Origin of the sequence: Paraburkholderia saeva, assembly GCF_907164555.1 — a bacterium.
Taxonomy (GTDB): domain Bacteria; phylum Pseudomonadota; class Gammaproteobacteria; order Burkholderiales; family Burkholderiaceae; genus Paraburkholderia; species Paraburkholderia saeva.
Window position 1 is genome coordinate 92894 of sequence record NZ_CAJQZC010000015.1, and the last position, 18403, is coordinate 111296.

The 18403-nt window shown below is 58.9% G+C and carries 19 protein-coding genes and 1 pseudogene; 11 read left to right on the forward strand and 9 right to left on the reverse strand.

The features are described 5' to 3' along the window. Positions 1 to 30 precede the first annotated feature (30 nt). Positions 31 to 309 (forward strand): polyphosphate kinase 2 family protein, encoded by a 279-nt coding sequence (locus LPA36_RS29625; RefSeq protein WP_407674343.1) that lies wholly within the window; start codon positions 31 to 33, stop codon positions 307 to 309. 4 nt (positions 310 to 313) lie between these two features. On the opposite strand, the gene LPA36_RS27400 is transcribed toward LPA36_RS29625, so the two are convergent. Beyond that, positions 314 to 2737, reverse strand: coding sequence for a response regulator (locus tag LPA36_RS27400; RefSeq protein WP_228883575.1), 2424 nt, complete (start codon positions 2735 to 2737; stop codon positions 314 to 316). Between the two features lie 300 nt (positions 2738 to 3037). Between LPA36_RS27400 and LPA36_RS27405 the strand changes: the two genes are divergently transcribed. From LPA36_RS27405 to LPA36_RS27430, 6 genes are all read left to right on the forward strand, one after another. Continuing rightward, positions 3038 to 3613: a hemerythrin domain-containing protein gene (locus LPA36_RS27405; protein WP_228883577.1), complete on the forward strand. Its 576-nt coding sequence runs from the start codon at positions 3038 to 3040 to the stop codon at positions 3611 to 3613. A gap of 504 nt (positions 3614 to 4117) precedes the next feature. After that, on the forward strand, positions 4118 to 5155 hold the full coding sequence (locus LPA36_RS27410) for a zinc-dependent alcohol dehydrogenase family protein (RefSeq protein WP_228883579.1): 1038 nt from the start codon (positions 4118 to 4120) through the stop codon (positions 5153 to 5155). A 59-nt stretch (positions 5156 to 5214) separates the two neighbouring features. Further along, positions 5215 to 6597 carry an NAD-dependent succinate-semialdehyde dehydrogenase gene (locus LPA36_RS27415; RefSeq protein ID WP_228883612.1) on the forward strand — a complete coding sequence of 461 codons (1383 nt, stop codon included), beginning with the start codon at positions 5215 to 5217 and terminating at the stop codon, positions 6595 to 6597. A gap of 18 nt (positions 6598 to 6615) precedes the next feature. Continuing rightward, entirely contained in the window at positions 6616 to 7812 is a 1197-nt protein-coding gene (locus tag LPA36_RS27420) for an NAD(P) transhydrogenase subunit alpha (RefSeq protein WP_228883581.1), read from the forward strand. A gap of 19 nt (positions 7813 to 7831) precedes the next feature. Continuing rightward, positions 7832 to 8182, forward strand: coding sequence for an NAD(P) transhydrogenase subunit alpha (locus LPA36_RS27425; RefSeq protein WP_228883582.1), 351 nt, complete (start codon positions 7832 to 7834; stop codon positions 8180 to 8182). Positions 8183 to 8192: 10 nt separating this feature from the next. Beyond that, the gene (locus tag LPA36_RS27430) at positions 8193 to 9644 is read left to right on the forward strand and encodes an NAD(P)(+) transhydrogenase (Re/Si-specific) subunit beta (protein ID WP_228883585.1); all 1452 of its coding nucleotides are present in this window, start codon (positions 8193 to 8195) and stop codon (positions 9642 to 9644) included. A 114-nt stretch (positions 9645 to 9758) separates the two neighbouring features. Here the strand turns inward: LPA36_RS27430 and LPA36_RS27435 are convergent, their stop codons facing one another. The 5 genes from LPA36_RS27435 to LPA36_RS27455 form a co-directional block, all read right to left on the reverse strand. Continuing rightward, positions 9759 to 10562 carry a PRC-barrel domain-containing protein gene (locus LPA36_RS27435; protein WP_228883586.1) on the reverse strand — a complete coding sequence of 268 codons (804 nt, stop codon included), beginning with the start codon at positions 10560 to 10562 and terminating at the stop codon, positions 9759 to 9761. Positions 10563 to 10622: 60 nt separating this feature from the next. Next, the gene (locus LPA36_RS27440; protein ID WP_228883588.1) at positions 10623 to 11210 is read right to left on the reverse strand and encodes a BPSL1445 family SYLF domain-containing lipoprotein; all 588 of its coding nucleotides are present in this window, start codon (positions 11208 to 11210) and stop codon (positions 10623 to 10625) included. Positions 11211 to 12341: 1131 nt separating this feature from the next. Further along, entirely contained in the window at positions 12342 to 12596 is a 255-nt protein-coding gene (locus LPA36_RS27445; protein WP_228883591.1) for a DUF2513 domain-containing protein, read from the reverse strand. 220 nt (positions 12597 to 12816) lie between these two features. Beyond that, positions 12817 to 13020, reverse strand: a complete 204-nt coding sequence (locus tag LPA36_RS27450; RefSeq protein WP_228883592.1) for a hypothetical protein — start codon at positions 13018 to 13020, stop codon at positions 12817 to 12819. A gap of 152 nt (positions 13021 to 13172) precedes the next feature. Further along, positions 13173 to 13331 carry a DUF3309 family protein gene (locus tag LPA36_RS27455; RefSeq protein ID WP_228883594.1) on the reverse strand — a complete coding sequence of 53 codons (159 nt, stop codon included), beginning with the start codon at positions 13329 to 13331 and terminating at the stop codon, positions 13173 to 13175. Between the two features lie 326 nt (positions 13332 to 13657). On the opposite strand from LPA36_RS27455, the gene LPA36_RS27460 reads away from it, so the two are divergent. Both LPA36_RS27460 and LPA36_RS27465 read left to right on the forward strand, forming a co-directional pair. Beyond that, complete coding sequence (locus LPA36_RS27460) at positions 13658 to 13804, forward strand: DUF3096 domain-containing protein (protein WP_228883595.1); 147 nt, start codon at positions 13658 to 13660, stop codon at positions 13802 to 13804. A gap of 31 nt (positions 13805 to 13835) precedes the next feature. After that, a complete protein-coding gene (locus LPA36_RS27465; RefSeq protein ID WP_228883596.1) occupies positions 13836 to 14636 on the forward strand; it encodes a PRC-barrel domain-containing protein in 801 nt (266 codons plus the stop codon). Between the two features lie 181 nt (positions 14637 to 14817). Here LPA36_RS27465 and LPA36_RS27470 read toward each other — a convergent pair. Further along, positions 14818 to 15061 (reverse strand): annotated as a pseudogene (locus tag LPA36_RS27470) (helix-turn-helix domain-containing protein); the annotation flags it as partial. A gap of 488 nt (positions 15062 to 15549) precedes the next feature. On the opposite strand from LPA36_RS27470, the gene LPA36_RS27475 reads away from it, so the two are divergent. Beyond that, a complete protein-coding gene (locus tag LPA36_RS27475) occupies positions 15550 to 15705 on the forward strand; it encodes a hypothetical protein (RefSeq protein ID WP_228883597.1) in 156 nt (51 codons plus the stop codon). A gap of 149 nt (positions 15706 to 15854) precedes the next feature. Here LPA36_RS27475 and LPA36_RS27480 read toward each other — a convergent pair whose 3' ends face one another. After that, the gene (locus tag LPA36_RS27480) at positions 15855 to 16202 is read right to left on the reverse strand and encodes a Spy/CpxP family protein refolding chaperone (RefSeq protein ID WP_228883598.1); all 348 of its coding nucleotides are present in this window, start codon (positions 16200 to 16202) and stop codon (positions 15855 to 15857) included. A gap of 711 nt (positions 16203 to 16913) precedes the next feature. Continuing rightward, a complete protein-coding gene (locus LPA36_RS27485) occupies positions 16914 to 17231 on the reverse strand; it encodes a hypothetical protein (RefSeq protein WP_228883599.1) in 318 nt (105 codons plus the stop codon). Positions 17232 to 17609: 378 nt separating this feature from the next. On the opposite strand from LPA36_RS27485, the gene LPA36_RS27490 reads away from it, so the two are divergent. After that, positions 17610 to 18014, forward strand: a complete 405-nt coding sequence (locus tag LPA36_RS27490; RefSeq protein WP_228883600.1) for a type II toxin-antitoxin system HicB family antitoxin — start codon at positions 17610 to 17612, stop codon at positions 18012 to 18014. The last annotated feature ends 389 nt before the right edge of the window (positions 18015 to 18403 follow it).

The window sequence follows — 18403 nt, forward strand, 5'->3', positions numbered from 1 at the left end:
GGAAGGTGCGATCAAACATGTGATGTCGGGGTGAGTCGCAGGGATACCAGGTCTTCAGCTACAAGCATCCCACGCCACTTGAACGCGAAACACGATTTTCTCTGGCGTACCACGCGTGATTTGCCCACGGGCGGCCAAATTGGGATTTTCAACCGGTCATCCTGCGAGAAAGTGCTGATCGTATGTCTCCATCCAGAGATGCTGCCTCGCGAAGCGCTGCCGGATGTGCCGCTCGACAGGGAAGCGGTCTGGCACGACCTGTGTCGATCGATTGCGGATCTTGCACGAGGGGTCCGTTATCGAATCTGATCTGTCACCTCGATTTTCGCGCGACGGGCGTCACCGGGAAATCCTCGCCCGCTGACGATGGTGCCTGCGCATCGGGCGATGCAGCGGCGAGCGCCAGGCGAGCCAACGCGGGCAGTGACCGGGAGCCGGTCTTCTTCATGATAGCGGCACGGTGATTCTCGACCGTGCGTTGGCTGATCCCGAGCTCTGCGGCGATAATCTTGCTCGGCTGGCCGATCAGGACCTGCTCCATGATTTGCCGCTGTCGCTGCGTCAGGGTGGCAATGTGGCGCGCGGCGGCTTCCCGCCAGACAAACAGCTTGTTTGCGTCGCGTGACAATTCCAGTGCGCGCCTGATACTGTCTAGCAGCTCGATACGCCCAACGGGTTTTTCGATGAAATCCGCGGCACCTGCCTTCATGGCGCGGACGACCATCGAAACATCACTATGACCTGTGATCATGATGGCCGGCAACGGCTCTCTGGCCTCCTGCAGCCGGTCCAGCAGATCGAGTCCGCTCATTCCCGGTAGATAGGCGTCAATCAACAGACATCCTTCCCGGCCCTCGTAACGCGCTTTGAGAAAAGCCTCGCACGTCGCAAAGGTTTCGACCGCAAGCCCGTCCTCCTCGAGGATGGCTCGAATCGCCTCGCGCACTGGACCGTCGTCGTCAACGACGAAGATGACAGCGGGCGCCTGTTCTCCGCTATCCTGGGCCAGTTCAACCCGATGAGCCGCTGCGACAGTCGAGGACGGCGGCGATAACGCAAGGAGGCGCTGGACTGTCTGCGTGAGTTTCTCCATCTGCACCGGCTTGTCAAGTTGCGTGCAGTGTTCCGACGTGATCGCACGTAACGTTTCCGTCGATATGTCGCCGGTGAGAATAACAACGGGACACTGCCGGTGAAGCACAGCCCTCAGCTTCACGGCGGTCTGCAAGCCGTTGATCCCGTCAGCCAGGTTGTAGTCGGCGAGCACCAGGTCCGGCTGTAGCCTGTCGCGTATCACCCGTTCGATCGCGGTGACTCCGTCTGGTGCGACTGCTACGCGATGGCCGTCGTCCGTGAATATCAACTCAAGCAGATCACGCAGATCGGGCTCATCCTCGATGACGAGAATCGTCCCGGTTCGTCGGGCCTGCTGAGGCGCGCAAGCTTTGTCGGCCGGCTGGCGAATGGCGTCCATTATTGTTGCTTCAGCTGCTGGCTTTCCAACCTCTATGGCGAAGACGGAGCCTTTCCCCGGGTGTGAGCGTACGTGTATCCGATGATCCAGCAGCCCCGCCAGGCTTTGCGCGATCGACAACCCAAGGCCACGCCCACGGCCTCGTTCGAGCGCGGCGTTATCGAACTGATCGTACTCGTTGAAAATGGCATCGATTTCTGCATGAGGGATGCCAATTCCGGTGCCCCAGATCTCAATGCTGAGCATGCCTTCGCGGCGACGGCAACCGAGCAGCACCTTGCCACGCGGTGTGTATTTCAGTGCGTTCCAAAGCAGATTCCTGAGAATCTCATCGAGCAGACGCGGATCGCTTCGTATGGACAGGTGGCACGGAACAAAGCGAAAGGTTAGCCCCTGTGCCTTCGCGTGCACTCTGAACTCGTCTGTGAGTCGCACAAGGAGGTCGTTGATCGGGAAACTGACGATTTCCGCATGTACGGTACCGGCCGCGATCCGGTCGATGTCGAGCAATGTGTTAAGCATGCCGGACATGGCGGCTAACGTCAGATCGAGCCTTTCAATGATTGTCTGTGCGGCTTCGCCGTCAGCCAGCTTCGAGAGACGACCGTGAAGCAGCCTTAGCGTCTGCATCGGCTGGCGCAGGTCGTGACTCACATCGGCGAGGAAGCGCGCTTTGACATCATTGGCCCGTTGTGCCTCTTGTGCAGCGGCGGCGAGTGCATTCTCGGCAAGTTTTTGCCCGGTGATGTCGATAAAGGTGATAACCAGGCCGTCAACCTCGTTGTCATGTGTGCGATACGGCAGGATCCGGCGAATGAACCACACGTCGCTACATGCTTCGATCTCTCGTTCGAGCAGCTCACGCGTTTGCAATACCTTTCGGGCATCCGGCAGGAGTTCGCTGTCCTTTGCGAACGGTCTCAGGCCGGCAAGAGTCCGGTCGAGGTCGTCGGGAATTACGCTGAACAGCAATTTCGCAGCTGGGGTGACAAAGCGGACGTTGAGATCCTTGTCGAGCAAAAGGGTCGCAACGTTGGTGCTGTCAAGAAAGTTATGCAGATCGCTGTATGTCGTGCGTTGTTGCTCCAGCGCATCCCGCAACTGGCCGTTGAGTGCGGTCACCGTCTCGTTGAGCGACTGCAATTCCTTCTTTGACGTCAGCAACGCTTCATTTGTCGATGGATGTTCTTTCCTGATCGACGATGCTTCCCTGTTCGATTGCGATCGATATTTGTCAGCCTGATGAGGACGGCGTTCAGGCATTACAGTTCGCCTTGGCGGGAATGTCTCCGCAGAGGAGACGAAATTCGATGGTACACGAGTTTCCCCGCAACGCGCGGGTACGCCCAGGACCGTGTTTCCAGCCCGGTGCAGGCCAGGTCTGAGTAGTTTCCGAGGCTGTCCATGGCAATCGCCCGGCTGTATGCTTTTCGAGCATGGACGTGCCTTGCCGACGACTCGGGCAAACAGGCCTGCGCTGGTGGGCAGAATGTGCGGGTTTTACGTAGCTGAACGACTGTTACGTATCGGCATGAAGGCACAGCGGACTTGCAGGAGCGCACAATGCACACCGTCATTGAAAGACTTCACACTGAGCACGTCAGGCTCGCACGTCTGGTACGTCTGCTTGACAGTCAGTCATTCTTGCGCACCGATGCGACCGTGCCGAATATCGAGTTGCTGGTGGACGCCCTTTTTTATCTGACACGTTTTCCCGATGTGACGCATCACACCATTGAGGACCGGATGGTCGAAAGATTACTGGCGCGCAAGGCGTTATCCGTTGAAGTCGGACGGGAGATCGAGGAACAACACGTGATATTGATCCGGGATGGCCGCGATCTGCTGCGTGATCTGGAGTCTGCGGCCCGGGGAGAAAATATGTCGCAGGAGCTTGTCGACATCCACGTTCGGCTTTACGCCGAGCGGTTGCGACACAACATGGTCGTCGAGGAGTTGACGCTGTTTCCGGCTGCGGAGCGCAGCCTTGGCGATGAAGACTGGCGTGCGATAGAAGACAAAGAAGCCCAGGGGCAGTGCGATCCGCTCTTCGACGGACAGGTCGCCGAGCGGTTCGCCGAGTTATATCGTGTCGTTACTGCCGAAGCAAACGCTGCCTGCACTGAAGAGATCCTTTAACGGGAGCGCCGATTCGATACCAGCAAACGGCGCGATCTCGCTCACCGCACGTTCGCTTCAGGATGGTGAGGTGCGCAACCGGGACGCGGAAGCGCCAGGCCGTTCCGGTTACGGCAACTTCGTCCGACGTGTGATCAATGAGGTGAGAAGAGCGTTTCTTTTGTCGGATACGCGCTGAGCGCGACGAAATCCTCGGTGACAGTTTTGTCCACCCATCAAGGGTCTGGTATTCCGCGCGTATTTCGGCACGCGGCAATTGGGCTTGTCCCTTTCGATGGCACAGGCTCCATCGCATTCGCTGGCGTAATCGAAAATCAATCGGGCCAGCGGGCTTGACCTGCGCGCGGCGAGTCTGAGTAGTTTCCGAGGCTATCGCTCCCGCACTGTCGCCGCCTATGATCGAAGGCATCAACGTACTTACACGACTGCTGACTGACACCGCTCTCCTGAGGATGCCACAACGGCAGTTCGTGGCCGAATGACCCCCGATGGAGATGTCAGAACATGAAAGCGCTCGTTTATCGCGGTCCTGCAAAGAAAGCCCTGGAAGATCGTCCCAGACCAGAAATCAAGGCGTCCACTGACGCCATCGTCAGAATGACCAAGACGACCATCTGTGGCACCGACCTTCACATTCTCAAGGGAGACGTCCCGACGTGCGAGCCAGGCCGCATTCTGGGCCATGAAGGAATTGGCGTGATCGAAGAGGTGGGTCCGGCCGTCACGGCGTTCAAGCCGGGCCAGCGGGTTCTGATCTCCTGCATCAGCGCGTGCGGCAAGTGCGTCTACTGCCGCAAACTCATGTTCTCCCATTGCACCAGCGGCGGCTGGATCCTTGGCAACAAGATCGACGGCACCCAGGCGGAGTTCGTCAGAATTCCCTATGCGGATACCAGTCTTTATGGCGTTCCGGACGATGCAGACGAAGAGGCGCTGGTGATGCTGAGCGACATTCTGCCGACAGGCTTCGAGTGCGGCGTGCTCAATGGCAAGGTTCAACCAGGCAGCACCGTCGCGATCGTCGGATCGGGCCCGATCGGCCTGGCTGCGCTCCTGACTGCCCAGTTTTACTCGCCGGCCGAAATCATAATGATCGACCTGGACGAAACCCGTCTTGAAGCAGCGAAGCGGTTCGGCGCCACGGCGGTCGTCAATAGCGCCGATGGCGACGTCATCCGGGCAGTCATGCAGATGACGGGAGACCGCGGCGTAGACACTGCGATCGAGGCCGTCGGGATTCCCGCCACATTCGAATTGTGCCAGGGCATTGTCGCGCCCGGTGGCACGATAGCCAACATCGGCGTGCATGGAACCAAGGTGGACCTCCATCTCGAACATCTGTGGGACCGCAATGTCACGATCACGACCCGGCTGGTCGATACCGTCAGCACGCCGATGCTCATGAACACGCTGCGTTCGCACAAGCTTGATCCCAAGCTCCTGATCACTCACCGCTTCAGGCTCGACCAGATTCTCGACGCCTATGAAACCTTCGCGCACGCTGCGGATACGCGTGCGCTCAAGGTGATCATCGAAGCCTGACCATGCTTGCCATGAACTCTTCAGGATCGGATACAGCCCTACAGGACGAAAACCATACTATGACTTACCAGAGCGTCAACCCTAACGATGGAAAAACCATAAAGCGCTTCGAGGAACTGAGCGACGCGCAACTCGAACAGTCCCTGGCTGCCGCCGAGGCCTGTTCCGGGACGTGGAAGCGCACGAGCTACGCGGAACGTGCCCAAATTGTCGGCAAGGCTGCAGCGATCATGCGTCAAAACGTCGACGAGTTTGCAAAGCTCGCGACCCTTGAAATGGGCAAGCGCATCGACGAAGCACGCGGCGAAGTGAAGTTCAGCGCCGATATCCTTGCCTATTATGCGGCGCACGCCGAAGCCTTTCTGGCGCCGACGAAGCTCAGTCCCAAAGTCGGCGAGGCGCATATGGAAAGCAGCCCGTTCGGCGTGCTCTTTTGCGTCGAGCCATGGAACTTTCCGTTCTACCAGCTTGCGCGCGTCGCCGGACCGCAATTGATGGCGGGCAACGTGCTGGTGGTCAAGCACGCTGGCTGCGTGCCGCAGTGTGCTATTGGGTTCGAAAAGTTGCTGATCGACGCGGGCGCGCCCAAAGGCGCGTACACCAACCTGCTGATCTCGCATGAACAGTCTGACCGTGTCATCGACGACCCGCGCATCAAGGGCGTGGCGCTGACCGGCAGCGTCGCGGCGGGAAAAAGTATTGCGGCGAGAGCGGGACAATTCCTCAAGAAGACGTCGATGGAACTCGGCGGCAGTGATGCGTTCATCGTGCTGGATGACGCTGACCTCAAGAAGACAATTCCGTGGGCAGTCTGGGGGCGCATGTATAACGCGGGCCAAACCTGTTGCGCGGCCAAGCGATTCATCGTGCTCGATTCTATTGCGGACGAATTCATCAAAAAGTTCAAGGCAGCGTTGTCGGAATTGAAGCCTGGCGATCCAATGGATGAGAAGACCACGCATGGTCCGTTGTCCACTGAAGCCGCTCTCGTACAACTGCTCAGACAGGTCGACGATGCGGTCGCACATGGCGCCACGCTGGTCATGGGCGGCAAGCGCATCAACCGGCCAGGCTCGTTCATGGAAACGACGATCCTCACGGACATCAAGCCCGACAACCCGGCTTTCCGTGACGAGTTCTTTGGTCCGGTCGTTTCCTTCTTCCGCGTCAAGGACGAGGCCGCAGCGATTGCCCTGGCAAACGACTCCGACTTCGGTCTCGGCGGTTCGGTCTTCACGGAAGATGCCGCGCGCGGCAAACGTGTGGCCAGCGCAGTCGACACCGGGATGATGTTCATCAACAACATCGACTGGTCTGACGCTGAGCTGCCATTTGGCGGGATCAAGGATTCGGGTTACGGACGGGAGCTTGGCAACATGGGCATCCAGGAATTCGTCAACAAGAAACTCGTTCGCACCGCTCACATCGACGCTCCGGCATAGAGCATCAGGAAAGCCGCCATGTACGTCAACGTTGCTGTTCTAACGGAGACCCGGGCACACGAGCGCCGTGTGGCGCTCGTGCCTTCCGTGATTCCGAAACTGGTCAAGCTGGGTGCCCGGTTGCACATGCAGCCGTGCGCGGGAGCCGCTATCCATCTGGAAGACGCTGCGTTCCAAAACGTCGCCTGGATCGCCGATCGTACGGCACTCGTCAAGGATGCCGATGTCGTGCTCGCCGTGCAGCCACCGGCACTGGAAGTGGTGAGCGCGATGAAGGAGGGTGCGATTCTGATCTGCTTTATCTATGCGCACAACGAACCAGCGCTGGTGAAGCGCCTGCTCGACAGGAAGATCACCTGCTTTGCCATGGAACGCGTGCCGCGCATCACGCGGGCGCAGGCGATGGACGCGTTGTCAAGCCAGTCTGCGCTGGCAGGGTATTACGCCGTGCAACTGGGTTCGACGACGCTGACCCGCGTGGTGCCGAAGATCACCGGCGCGGCCGGGTCGATCGGACCAGCCCGTGTGCTGGTGATGGGCCTGGGTGTAGCGGGACTGGAGGCGATGGCCACGGCGCATCGCCTCGGCGCGATTGTCGAGGGCTACGACGTGCGGCCCGAAACCCGCGAACAGGCGCTCTCGGTGGGCGGCTCTTTCGTCGATACCGGCATCGATGCGCGCGGCAAAGGTGGCTACGCGCGCGAATTGAGCGCCGAGGAAAAGAGCAGCGTCGCCGCTGTGCTGACGAAGCACATCCAGAGCGCGGACCTGGTCATCACCACGGCCGCGATTCCGGGCAAGGCGTCGCCGAAGCTCATCAGCCACGTGCAACTGGCCGGCATGAAGGCTGGCGCCGTGATCGTCGATCTGTCGGCCGAGGGCGGCGGTAACTGCGACGACACACGGCCTGGTGAGACCGTGCGGATCGGTCCGGTAACGATAGTGGCGCCGCTGAATGTGCCGTCTTTGCTCGGCGAGGACGCGAGCGAGCTATATGCGAAGAACCAGTACAACCTGCTCGCTCTGATGATGAAAAATAACGTCATCGAGATCGACTGGAGCGACGAAATTCTTGCTGGGACGGTCCTCACGCATGCGGGCGAGAACAAGGCCGAGATCGCCGACAACGCGATTCCTGCGGTCAAGGCGGCCGGAGCGGTGGCATCGGGTACGCTGCCTGTTGTGAAGACACCGGCCTCACCGGCCGAGGCGTGAGTCGACAGAGGGTTCAGACGTGTACTTCAACATCAGCGTTTCCGGGTTCATTGCGCTTTACATTTTCATGCTGGCCGCTTTTGCCGGCTGGGTGATCATTGGCCGCGTGCCGGCCATTTTGCATACACCTTTGATGTCAGGCTCGAATTTCGTGCACGGCATTGTCGTAGTTGGTGGGATCTATGCGCTGCTAAACGCGAGCACAGTAGAGCAGCAGGTGATCGGCTTTTTTGCGGTCCTGCTGGGGGCCGGCAATGCCGCGGGCGGTTATGCCGTTACCGATCGCATGCTCGCGATGTTCAGGACGAGCGCTCATCCAGCTCACCGCAAGGCGGCCAGCGTGAAGCCCATTCACGCAAAGAAGCATTGAGGATACCGCAATGCTGACACTCATTGCCCAACTCGCGATCGATACAGCCGACCTCGCTGCTGCCTTTCTCTTCCTCTACGGGTTGCATCGCATGTCCTCGCCAGTGACGGCGCCTTCGGGCATCTTCGTCGCTGGCATCGGCATGGCGGTCGCCGTCCTCGCCAGCTTTCTGTATGCCTTCGGCGTCGGCGCCGCGGCCCGGCCACACCTGCTGGAAAACGTCGGACTTGCCGTGATTGCGCTCGGAATCGGCGGTGGTGTGGCCTGGTGGGGCGGTCGCAAGGTCGCGATGACAGCAATGCCGCAGATGGTGGCCATATACAACGGTATGGGCGGCGGCGCGGCTGGCGCAATTGCCGCCGTGGTGCTGGTGGGCGACAAGGCGCAGGGCAATGCGGAACTCGTCATGACATTGGTGGGTGCGCTGATCGGCGCGGTGTCGATGTCCGGGTCGCTGATCGCGTGGGCCAAGCTTGAGGGGGTCATCAAACAGCCGGTGCGCGTGAAAGGACAGCAGGTCGTCAATGGGCTCGTCATGCTCCTCACGGTCGCCGTGGGTGCCTGCATCGTCGTCGCGAGCGTGGACGAGGCAGCGCGGACACTGATGATGTCTACCGCCGTATATATATTTTTCGGTTGCGCGCTGGCGGTGGGCATCCTGATGACGCTGCCGATTGGCGGTGCCGACATGCCGGTCGTGATTTCGATCTTCAACGCCTTTACGGGACTTGCGGTCGGCATCGAAGGCTATGTGCTTCAGAACCCCGCGCTGATGATTGCCGGAATGGTGGTAGGGGCGGCCGGCATGCTGCTCACGCTGCTGATGGCCAAAGCGATGAACCGCTCGGTCAGCAATGTGATCTTTACAAACTTCGGCGATGGAGCAAAGCACAGGCAGGGCAAGATCAAGGGCGAACTGAAGCCGGAGCAGCCCGGCGACGCTGGCATCGACATGCGTTATGCCGCTTCGGTCATCATCGTGCCAGGCTATGGTCTTGCCGTCTCGCAAGGACAGGGCAAGCTCTTCGAGTTCGTCAAGCTCTTGCAGGCGGGCGGGGTATCGGTGAAGTTTGCGATTCACCCGGTTGCCGGCCGCATGCCAGGTCAGATGGACGTGCTGCTGGCCGAGGCCGGCGTGCCATACGACATGATCTTTCAGCTAGAGGATATCAACGACGAGTTTGCCAGCACCGACGTGGCACTGGTGATCGGCGCCAACGACGTGGTGAATCCCGTCGCGCGCACCGACAGGTTTTCGGCGCTTTACGGCATGCCAATTCTCAACGCCGACATGGCCAAAAAGGTGCTGGTAATCAAGCGTGGGGAGGGCAAGGGCTATGCAGGCATCGTCAATGGTCTCTTCTACGCCGACAACTGCAGCATGGTCTATGGCGACGCCCAGGGCGTGCTCATCAGGATGATCGAGGCAGTCAGAGGGCTGGGGTTGCCCGCCGTAGCCTGAGAATGCATCGAACTCGATTCAACTGAACAGCGGGGCGCTTCCTGAACGCCCGTCACGATCCGAAAAGGCTCAGGCGATGGTTGGTGGTGCGTCTGCCTTGCAGCCGGATGTGGATTAGGGAGCGTGGCCGTGAAGGCCTGCGTTCAACCAGTAACCGTGTTTCCCATAGAAGTGATGGAGCGCTACTTCGTAACTTCGGTGGAGTGGAACCGAGTCGTCATAGGCCGGACTCTGCTCGATGACCTTGCGGGTCAGCGAGGTTGACACGGTAGACGCGAACGAGTCGATCTCGTCCAGCCAGTGCGTCGCGATCAGTACTTCCTTGCCACCGGGCCACCAGTTACGCGTATCGATAACCAGATAACGAATGACCCAGGCTTCGTCGTCGTAAATGAAATCTGACACGTGTCCAATACTGCCGTCGGCCGTTTGCAGGTGGTAGCCTTTGACCGCTTGCGTACTGCGCAGATGGACGTCGGCACGCGGCCGGCTCGTGTGCAGTATGGGACGCGCCGGCAACGCCTTATTTTCATCTGGCGTCGATGTTGTCGGATCGAACGCAGGGTAGGCGCCCATTCCCCACAGGTTAGGCCCACCCCAATACGTCGGATAGTTGTAATAGCGGAGGTACTCGATTTCATGTTGACGGGACACCGGCTTGTGCGCGTCTATATGCGGGCTGTCCCTTACCTGTTGCCGGGTCAGGCTCACATGGATGGCGTTTGACGCCACGTCCGCATGCTCGACCGAATAAGGAGAAATCAGTACCTGCCGGTCGCTTAGCCAGTTACCCGTTTCGACCACGAGATAGCGGACACCCCACGACTCATCGTCGAAGTAGACCTGGTTGACAGAGCCTATGTCGCCGTCAAATGCACGAACGACGCATCCGTGCAGGCTTTTTATGCTTCGGAACATGATTTCTCCACAACCTGAAGGAGAACATCTTCACATTCGATGTTCTTTATGACGAGCTCGCTAGAGCGATGTGAGCCGGGTGACCTTCGTACCTTGGAGCGATGCGCCCGCCATTAACCCGCCGTTTGCCAGAACAAAGGCATCAACCTGTCCCGTGGCCGTACTCGTATCGACCGCGCCGTTCGCGCCGAGTTTCAGTACCGCCACCGACGCGTCTCCGCCAGCCGACCAGCCATCGGTGCTTCGGAACCGGTTGAGCGACTGCTCCGTCATGAACAGGAACACGATTGCCCGCGACTGCGCGCCGATCTGCCATCCGACCGAACCCGTTGCCGTGCTGTAGTACCCGACGGTATCTCCGCCAACGCGCAATGAGCCTTCCCCATACTGGCCGCCGACCACGAAGCCTGCATCGATGACCGACGGAAATATCAGCACGCCGCGTGCCTTGCCGACCAGTTCACGCGAGCCATTTGCGGCGACATAAAGGCGCGCCAGAGTCGAGTCGACCTCTGCATCAATCGTGTGGCGCTTGTCCATCTGCTGACCGCGAGCGTCGGTCGGGCTGGTTGTGGTGCAGCCAGCGAGGGCGAGGCCAACTGCCAGTATTGACCCTGGCGTAGTCCATATGAAGGTCCGTCTGAGCATGGTGTTCTCCTGGTTTCCGATGATGACTCTGACCTTGCGCCTTGGCGAAAGCAGATGCGGTACGACAGCGTACAGACGACTGGCTTTATTGACTGCACTATGCGTTCCTGCTTCTCACTCGTTTCGCACTCCACCAGAGGTGTCGACGCAACGCTTGCGATGAGCCGTCTCTACCACCTTTAAGGGCACACCATGACGTACGCAATGTGGGGAATCCTGATCGGGATGGCGCTGATTTTTTGCGTTTCCTTTTACCGATATGGACATCCGCCCGAGCATGGGCAGCGCCCCCGCCAGTCGACCGGAACGCGCGAGCAGGACAGGTTGCGTGAGCGTTACGGCCTCTAGTCACGGAAACGATCAAAGCGGGGGCGCACGATCGGGTGGATCGTCCGGTTTGTGCCGCCCGGATCGCTTTGAGCATCAACCCAGCCGACAAAAGGAGGCCTTATGCCATTCCTGCGTGATGCAAATGACCCCACCCGGAACAGACGGGTGGAATACGGTCAGGCCGAAGAGGAGCGTGAGAAAAGGCGCGCGCAGGATGCGGCCAGGATTGATCCGGCAGCCGCAAAGTGGCGCTATCGACCCGCGAAAACCGCCGCGAGCACGACGCGCCAGATCACGCTGGATGACATGTCAATAACCACATCGGGGCCACGATAACGCTCACTGGCGAGGTCGCTATCGCCTGCAGTTTCCCCTGCAAACAATGGCGCGCGAACGTGATGGCGTAAGGACCTGCCGGCGCCTGATATGCGCCTGTCCACCTCACATGCGTTCGCTCATTCGCGCCGCGTCGTCCCGAGGTCTGATCGGCAGAATGGATGTAACGAGCGGGCATGGAGTCAACCGTGAAACCGCTGGAAGATTGCGGGCGTCATAGTCGGACAGTGCCGCCCGTATGGTGTAAGCGCCCGCGGATTATGCTGTTCCGGTCGCTTGCTACACCGCGTGGGCTAATCAGGTGCGTATCTGACTGCGGACAATATGATTAGGGATTGCTTCGTTACGTCCGACAAGCGTTCAAGGTCAACTTGACTTTCAGTGCGGGCGCAACGCACGAAAAGGGCGCTCACTCGGGTTGTTCCTCTCCGGGACAGACGGACGTGTCCCACGCGCAATTGCTCTTCAGGTGTCTTCGAAGGTATGCGGAGCGGCAGATTTCAAAAACTCGTGGCCGTCCCAGGTTAGCCGCCAGTCGCTGCCCATCGAGCGCACGAGATTGGCATCGGCCAGCAGGTTCAGCTGATACCACACAGCTCGGTTCGAAACTTCGAACGTATTTTTGAGCGCGCCTTCAATGTCAAATTCGCTGAGGTGCGGGGACTTGTTTTCCTCGAGCGCATTCAAAATTGCGAGCGCCAGATTCATATCGCGTTTCACGATCTCTGCTCCTGTCTTAGCCAGGCATGTTCATCGAGCGGGCGTCGCGGGCAAAACATCCCTGCACGCCTCCTGGGCGTGGCGCGTAACACGGCTTGTCATGTCTGCGGACATTCCGTGAAAAAGGTGACACGTTCTCGGTCAAAATTGCAGTGACGTGACCGAATGCATTTTTTTGTGCCTCGCGATTGCGCGCGTGCCGGCTATCCGCGGGTCTCCCTTATGTCATCGTGCGTTCGATTTCTTCGAATAACCTGAGCAACCGGGTCACCCGTTTCGTTCCGTCGGGAACCAGGCCCTGATACATCGCCAATTCAGAGACGCGGCGCCGCCAATATGAAAGTCCAAGGGGATTTCCCTTGAACAGTTGTGGAATGATCTGTTCGAGGTGCGTAAGGTCCTCTTCGAATTGATAGTGCTGCATCGTTCCCCTCGAGCGCCGTTCAATAACCCGCTTCAAGTATGTGGCGAACGAAGTTGCATGTCTGCACGCTACCGTACGCCGTATGGACCGCCTGAACCGTAGCCGCAGCAAGAGAGGGGGCCGACGACGTTACAGCCAGGCGCGGACAGGTCTTACATCTTGCCCATGAGAACCAGTACGCGTATCGCTGCCATGATCACACCCGGCATGCCGGTCGGAAGATAACCCTGGCTGCAGCTATGCGGCCAGGGCGGCAGCGCAGCGACAAGCAGGACGACAAGGGCGATCAGTACAGGCACGCCCATACTCATATCGGCCCCTCTCGAGCCCTGGTGCGATTACGGGACCCGCTTCGAAATCCACGACCTGAATGATTTCCTTGCGGGTGCCCTCAATGCCGGGCGGCCGAGGATCGTCTGACCCGTCATCTGGCCTCAGGCGCAGGAAATGCACGACGACTTGTCCGTACGGTGTCGTACCGCATTCGCATCGGCACTCGCGTAACGTCGGAAACATCAGTTAGTGAAAGAAGGCGGGAATGCTATGACGGACAGGCGACCCGGCTCAAATCGCTCTACTGGGCGGCGCAGCGACGCTGTGTGCACTCATTCTTCGTTCAGTCCCGACGAAAGCCGTCATGCACTTTCAGACAAAGGAAGGCCCACCGGTTTCACTGATCGCAGGCATTCTGATTCTGGTGGTGCCGCGCCTTTTGAATGACATCGTGGCGATTTACCTGATCGCGATCGGGCTTCTGGGGCTGTTCGGAAACCATCTTCACTGACGCCGCGTTACCGTGGCGGGAGGATCGAACCATGTTGCGAAGCGTCGAGAGTCTGAAGGGAGTCGCCGTCGCCGCCAGCGATGGTGAAATAGGCCATATCGAAGAAGTCTATTTCGATGATGAAGCGTGGGGCGTACGGTATCTCGTGGTGAAAACGGGGAGCTGGATCAGCGAAAGACGCGTGTTGATCTCCCCTTACTCGGTCAAACACACGGATCCGGGGACGACAGGCGTCCATGTCAATCTGACACGGCAGCAGGTAAGCGACAGCCCCGCTATCGATACTCACAAACCGGTATCGCGGCAGCATGAAGTCGAATATCTGCGCTATTTCGGCTACCCGACGTACTGGGGCGGTCTGGGTGTGTGGGGGATGAGCAGCTACCCGGCGTTCAGTCCGGCGGCCCGGTGGGACGTATCGTCGGATATGCGCGATCAACTCGCGCTGTACGGTGACAAGCCGCCAGGGGATAGTCATCTGCGCAGTACGGATGAGGTGAACGGCTATCATGTGGAAGCGGCTGATGGAGCGATCGGTCGCGTGTCCGGATTTATTTTCGACGATGAGACGTGGACCATTCGCTATCTCACCATTGATACGCGAAGCTGGTGGCCAACCGGCAAAGAAGTGCTGCTGGCGACTGACTGGATCTTCCTGATCGACTGGTTTGGATCCACGGTGTCCACCGAGCTCACACGCGACTCCATCAAGAACAGCCCGGCCTACGACAACTCGGTTCCGGTAGTGCGTAACTTCGAAACAGAGCTTTATCTGTTTTATGGGAAACCCGGGTACTGGTCAGGGATGACTGCGGCATCGCTGAAGCCGTAACGTTACGATCACGACGCCCATGCCGCTGCGCTGGCTGCGCGGCAATCAAATCGACAGCGGGCCACGAACTACTTGCAACTGCAAACCCGGGGATAGCCTCAACGTTCACGTGAGCGTTGCGCACGTGCGAGCACTCAAGGCGATCATCGGGGCTTAGGGGGCGTTCTTCGCGACGCGCCGTTTATACCGCTTTGAGGTCCGGTAGCTGGCGATCAAATTCCCGTCTCACCACGTTGTAGCACTCACACACACACTTTTTTCGAACCCGGGACGATGCAGCACTTCAATATGACCATGGGTGTACCGAATCAGCCCCGCATCCTGAAGCGTCAACGCCGCTTCTGTAACCCCGAACGCCGCACGCCGAGCAGGTTGGCAATCAGTTTCTGCGTCATCTTCAGTTCGTTGGACGGCAGGCGATCGAGCCGACAGGAAAATAGACGCGATCGAGCCGATCACCCGACTCGTATGCGATGTGTCCGAAGGGCAGATTGACGCGAACCAGATGAGATGAAAGACGCGTCGACGGTGCGCGCTGCATGGGTGCCGTCAAACGCATCCGGAGTAGTTCAATCCAACAACGACGGCGGTCAGGCATGGACCGCGTCCGTGTCGAAGCACGCTGCTGCCATTGGCGGTTAGCTCACGGCTGCACGGTTCCAGGTGACGGCCTCCTCCGCGTGCCTGCTTCGGGGGAGCGATCCGAAGGCCACAGGTGCGCGCAGGGAAGTCTTCTATGTCCCCCTCTGTTCTACGATGGCAGGTCAGTTCCATCGCGCGCGGCCTGGCTTACGTGTCATTCTTGTTAGCGGAGTTGAATTGGTATGAACAGACTAATGCCAGGTGACTCCTCGGGAGCATAGACAACGGGCGGTGGAGAGTAGACGTAGTCCTGACGGCTATAGTCCTCGCCATGACGCCGGGCATCGTGCTGATAATGTTGATCCCGGTGAGCGGCATGATGTTCCTGCTCGTGGTGATTCCCGCCACTGGTCGTGTGTTGCTGCTCCTCGTGCTGATTGTTGTTGGCACCCAGCGCAGGCGCAACGAACACCCCGCTGACGACTAACGTGACAGCGGATGCCATCGCAATCCGGCTTTTCGCTGAACCCCTGTATGCAGTTCGTCTTTCCGTGTTTCTCATCATGTTCTCCTGTCTACGGCCCGAAGCGGCGCACTACGCTGCTTCGAGTCACGCCGATTCCGGGTGGCTCGCGATCAGCTTTTCTTTGCCGGATGGTGGTGATCGGTCCGGAAGATCAGATCGGCATTCTTTTTCTGCTCGTCGGACATGCTGTCGTACAACGTCTGGAAGACCGGTGTGAGCTTTCTTATACCGTCGGCATGCGCGTCTGCGGCCTGACTGTAGGACTTGAGATCATCCATGGCGTTCATGCTGTTCATTTGACTCACGCGAGTCGCTCTAAGCGCGTGCATCGTGTCCGCGTTGTCGCGCATGACCTGCGCGACCTTTTGCCAGAGCGCTTCCTGCGCCTGAGTGATCTGAAGCCTGCTGTGAAGGCTGTTGATGCGCGAGTCAATCGACTCGTGGGCTGCCGCGGTCATCACATGTGCTGGTGCGGGACTTTGCGAGGGCGTCGCGGCGCTTGCCGGGCTCGTGAACGCCGCTATCGCGAGAAAGAACCCCGCTGCGACTGCAGATGCACGTCCTGGCGGAAGGGTGGGAGTGTTCGTTTTCATGGTGGTCTCCGGGGCAATCTGGTGGGCGCCCGCCAGCGCTTTTCTGTCGTCGCGGACGAACTTTGATCGAACAGTTCATGTATGTGCTCATTTCTGACCGGCGTCTGTCCGGTGCCGGACGCTGAACAGGTTTGCTCTTGCGATGCCGGTACGGCACCGTACGGATTCGTACTGGCGCGAGGCGAAACGGAAGGTTCAATAAGGTTGGACCTGGCGCATGCGCGACTCGTACGTTCGGGGAGCGTCAAAGTACCAGAGGGCGATCGCATCGGCTTAACTGTCTGTCCGATTGATTCTCTTCAACTGCCTTGTTGGGTTCACGAGGTGAGCGTTTGTATTGTGGGGTGGTCGAGAGAGTCTTTGCGTGGCCGCGTGGGGCTCATGAAGGCCGCGAGTGATTCTTGCGCGTTAGTGTCCCAGGACAGGACGCGGGTCTTCTCGCGGCGTGGCTCCGCGATAAGGCATACACCGACAGGGCGCCGCGGATATAAAGAGTCCCGCGGAGTCGTGCGGCTCATGCCACAGTCTGAACGCGCAGGGTGAATGTCGACACCAGTGGCGGGCGCCGCCTGGGATTCAACGCTTCGGTCCCCTCATACCCTCGGTTTCCATCGCAGCGTTCCGCTCTTCGCAGGCCTCAATGGGTTCCATAGTCTCGTCGATGGAAGCTGTCGCGCGTTCTGTGGCCGCCTTCGTTTCGTCAACGGTGGAGCCGAGTCCTCCGTCGTCGTCGCCCGGGGGCTCCAGCATGTCTCGAAGCATGGCCTCCAACTCCGCTGTGTCCCACGGCGCATCATGCTGCTCTTTCTTCTTTATGTAGTGCCTGATTTCTGTGTCCTGGTCCGGAGTCAAGGGAAGACCGCGAAATGTGCTTTGAGGGGTAGCGTCAGTCATGGTCTTGCTCCGGAATTTATCCCATTTCGAGTGTAGCCCTGTTGTGGCCAAAGAGCCTCAACTATCGGTCTAAGCCAAGACTGACCGGTCCAGGCGCACGGGCTCGTCCAGCGAGCGGACGTTGCTATCGGCACAGATACCAGCCGGGTGCTTTGGGCAGTTACTGCATCGTGCAAGCAATCTCCCGGCGGGACAACGTCACGCAATGACATGGTTCGGCGTCAGCATGACACGAGAAAGTCATTGCGTATTCGCACATGAAGCGTCTAATGAAGCATGCGTGCAGCCTTCATCGGCTGTTGTCCGTACAAAAAACACCCCCCAGCATACCGTTGCGCAGTGAGCGTCAGTCGGCGCTCCGTTCGCAAGGAGCAGGTCATGCAATATCCGCTGTATGTTCACCGCGATAGCAATACTGGTTTTCGCGCCAGTTTCCCCGACTTTCCCAACGCCGATGCGAGTGGCTATTCGTTTGACGAACTGACGCGCAACGCTCAGGCGGTAGTGGAGTTGATGTATGACCACAGCGATCAGCTCATACCCGCACCCACCTGCAATACATCGGAATTGCACGTGCTCGACATGGACGACGGCGAAGGAATCTGGATGTTTGTCGATATCAACCTCGCACGGGTTACCTCGAAAGCCGTAGGCCTTCAACTCAGCCTGCTTGAGAGTCTGCTTCAGCAAGTCGATGCAGCAGCAAAAGAACGACACATGACACGCTCTGCGTTCATCACACTGGCTGCCGTGCATGAACTGGAGAATCGACAAAGCAGATAATCGTCCTGCTGGCCGGCCGCCTGGCGGTCTCTCGCCGATGCATGACACTCTTCACGTTGCGACGGCCGTTACAACTTGAATTCCAACTTGCGATGCGGCGCTTCGACTCAACTATGAAGATGAGGGCGGCCGCAACAGGCGATTGGCGAACCAGTTTGTCTCACAGTGAGAGAGCAGCGTGATAGATGAACGTGTGAATGCGGAAGAAATAAAAGAAATAGCGGAAAGCAAGAAGGATGGAGAAGCAGCAGAGACCGCGACGGATGACGAAGTAATACGGTAGTCCCCCCGAGAATTAACGGGTGTTCAAGGTAGAATTTTCTAGCAGCAGGATCAACAGGAAATTTTGCATGAAGACGTCCAGATTCACGGAAAGCCAGATCATCGGA

Coding starts and splice junctions, on each gene's coding strand:
- LPA36_RS27450 (WP_228883592.1), bottom strand. CDS start 13,020: ATGCAGCACTATCAATTCGAAGAGGACCTTACGCACCTCGAACAGATC.
- LPA36_RS27455 (WP_228883594.1), bottom strand. CDS start 13,331: ATGAGTATGGGCGTGCCTGTACTGATCGCCCTTGTCGTCCTGCTTGTC.
- LPA36_RS27490 (WP_228883600.1), top strand. CDS start 17,610: ATGCAATATCCGCTGTATGTTCACCGCGATAGCAATACTGGTTTTCGC.
- LPA36_RS27415 (WP_228883612.1), top strand. CDS start 5,215: ATGACTTACCAGAGCGTCAACCCTAACGATGGAAAAACCATAAAGCGC.
- LPA36_RS27430 (WP_228883585.1), top strand. CDS start 8,193: ATGCTGACACTCATTGCCCAACTCGCGATCGATACAGCCGACCTCGCT.
- LPA36_RS27460 (WP_228883595.1), top strand. CDS start 13,658: ATGCACTTTCAGACAAAGGAAGGCCCACCGGTTTCACTGATCGCAGGC.
- LPA36_RS27440 (WP_228883588.1), bottom strand. CDS start 11,210: ATGCTCAGACGGACCTTCATATGGACTACGCCAGGGTCAATACTGGCA.
- LPA36_RS27485 (WP_228883599.1), bottom strand. CDS start 17,231: ATGACTGACGCTACCCCTCAAAGCACATTTCGCGGTCTTCCCTTGACT.
- LPA36_RS27400 (WP_228883575.1), bottom strand. CDS start 2,737: ATGCCTGAACGCCGTCCTCATCAGGCTGACAAATATCGATCGCAATCG.
- LPA36_RS27465 (WP_228883596.1), top strand. CDS start 13,836: ATGTTGCGAAGCGTCGAGAGTCTGAAGGGAGTCGCCGTCGCCGCCAGC.
- LPA36_RS27420 (WP_228883581.1), top strand. CDS start 6,616: ATGTACGTCAACGTTGCTGTTCTAACGGAGACCCGGGCACACGAGCGC.
- LPA36_RS27435 (WP_228883586.1), bottom strand. CDS start 10,562: ATGTTCCGAAGCATAAAAAGCCTGCACGGATGCGTCGTTCGTGCATTT.
- LPA36_RS27480 (WP_228883598.1), bottom strand. CDS start 16,202: ATGACCGCGGCAGCCCACGAGTCGATTGACTCGCGCATCAACAGCCTT.
- LPA36_RS27475 (WP_228883597.1), top strand. CDS start 15,550: ATGACGCCGGGCATCGTGCTGATAATGTTGATCCCGGTGAGCGGCATG.
- LPA36_RS27410 (WP_228883579.1), top strand. CDS start 4,118: ATGAAAGCGCTCGTTTATCGCGGTCCTGCAAAGAAAGCCCTGGAAGAT.
- LPA36_RS27405 (WP_228883577.1), top strand. CDS start 3,038: ATGCACACCGTCATTGAAAGACTTCACACTGAGCACGTCAGGCTCGCA.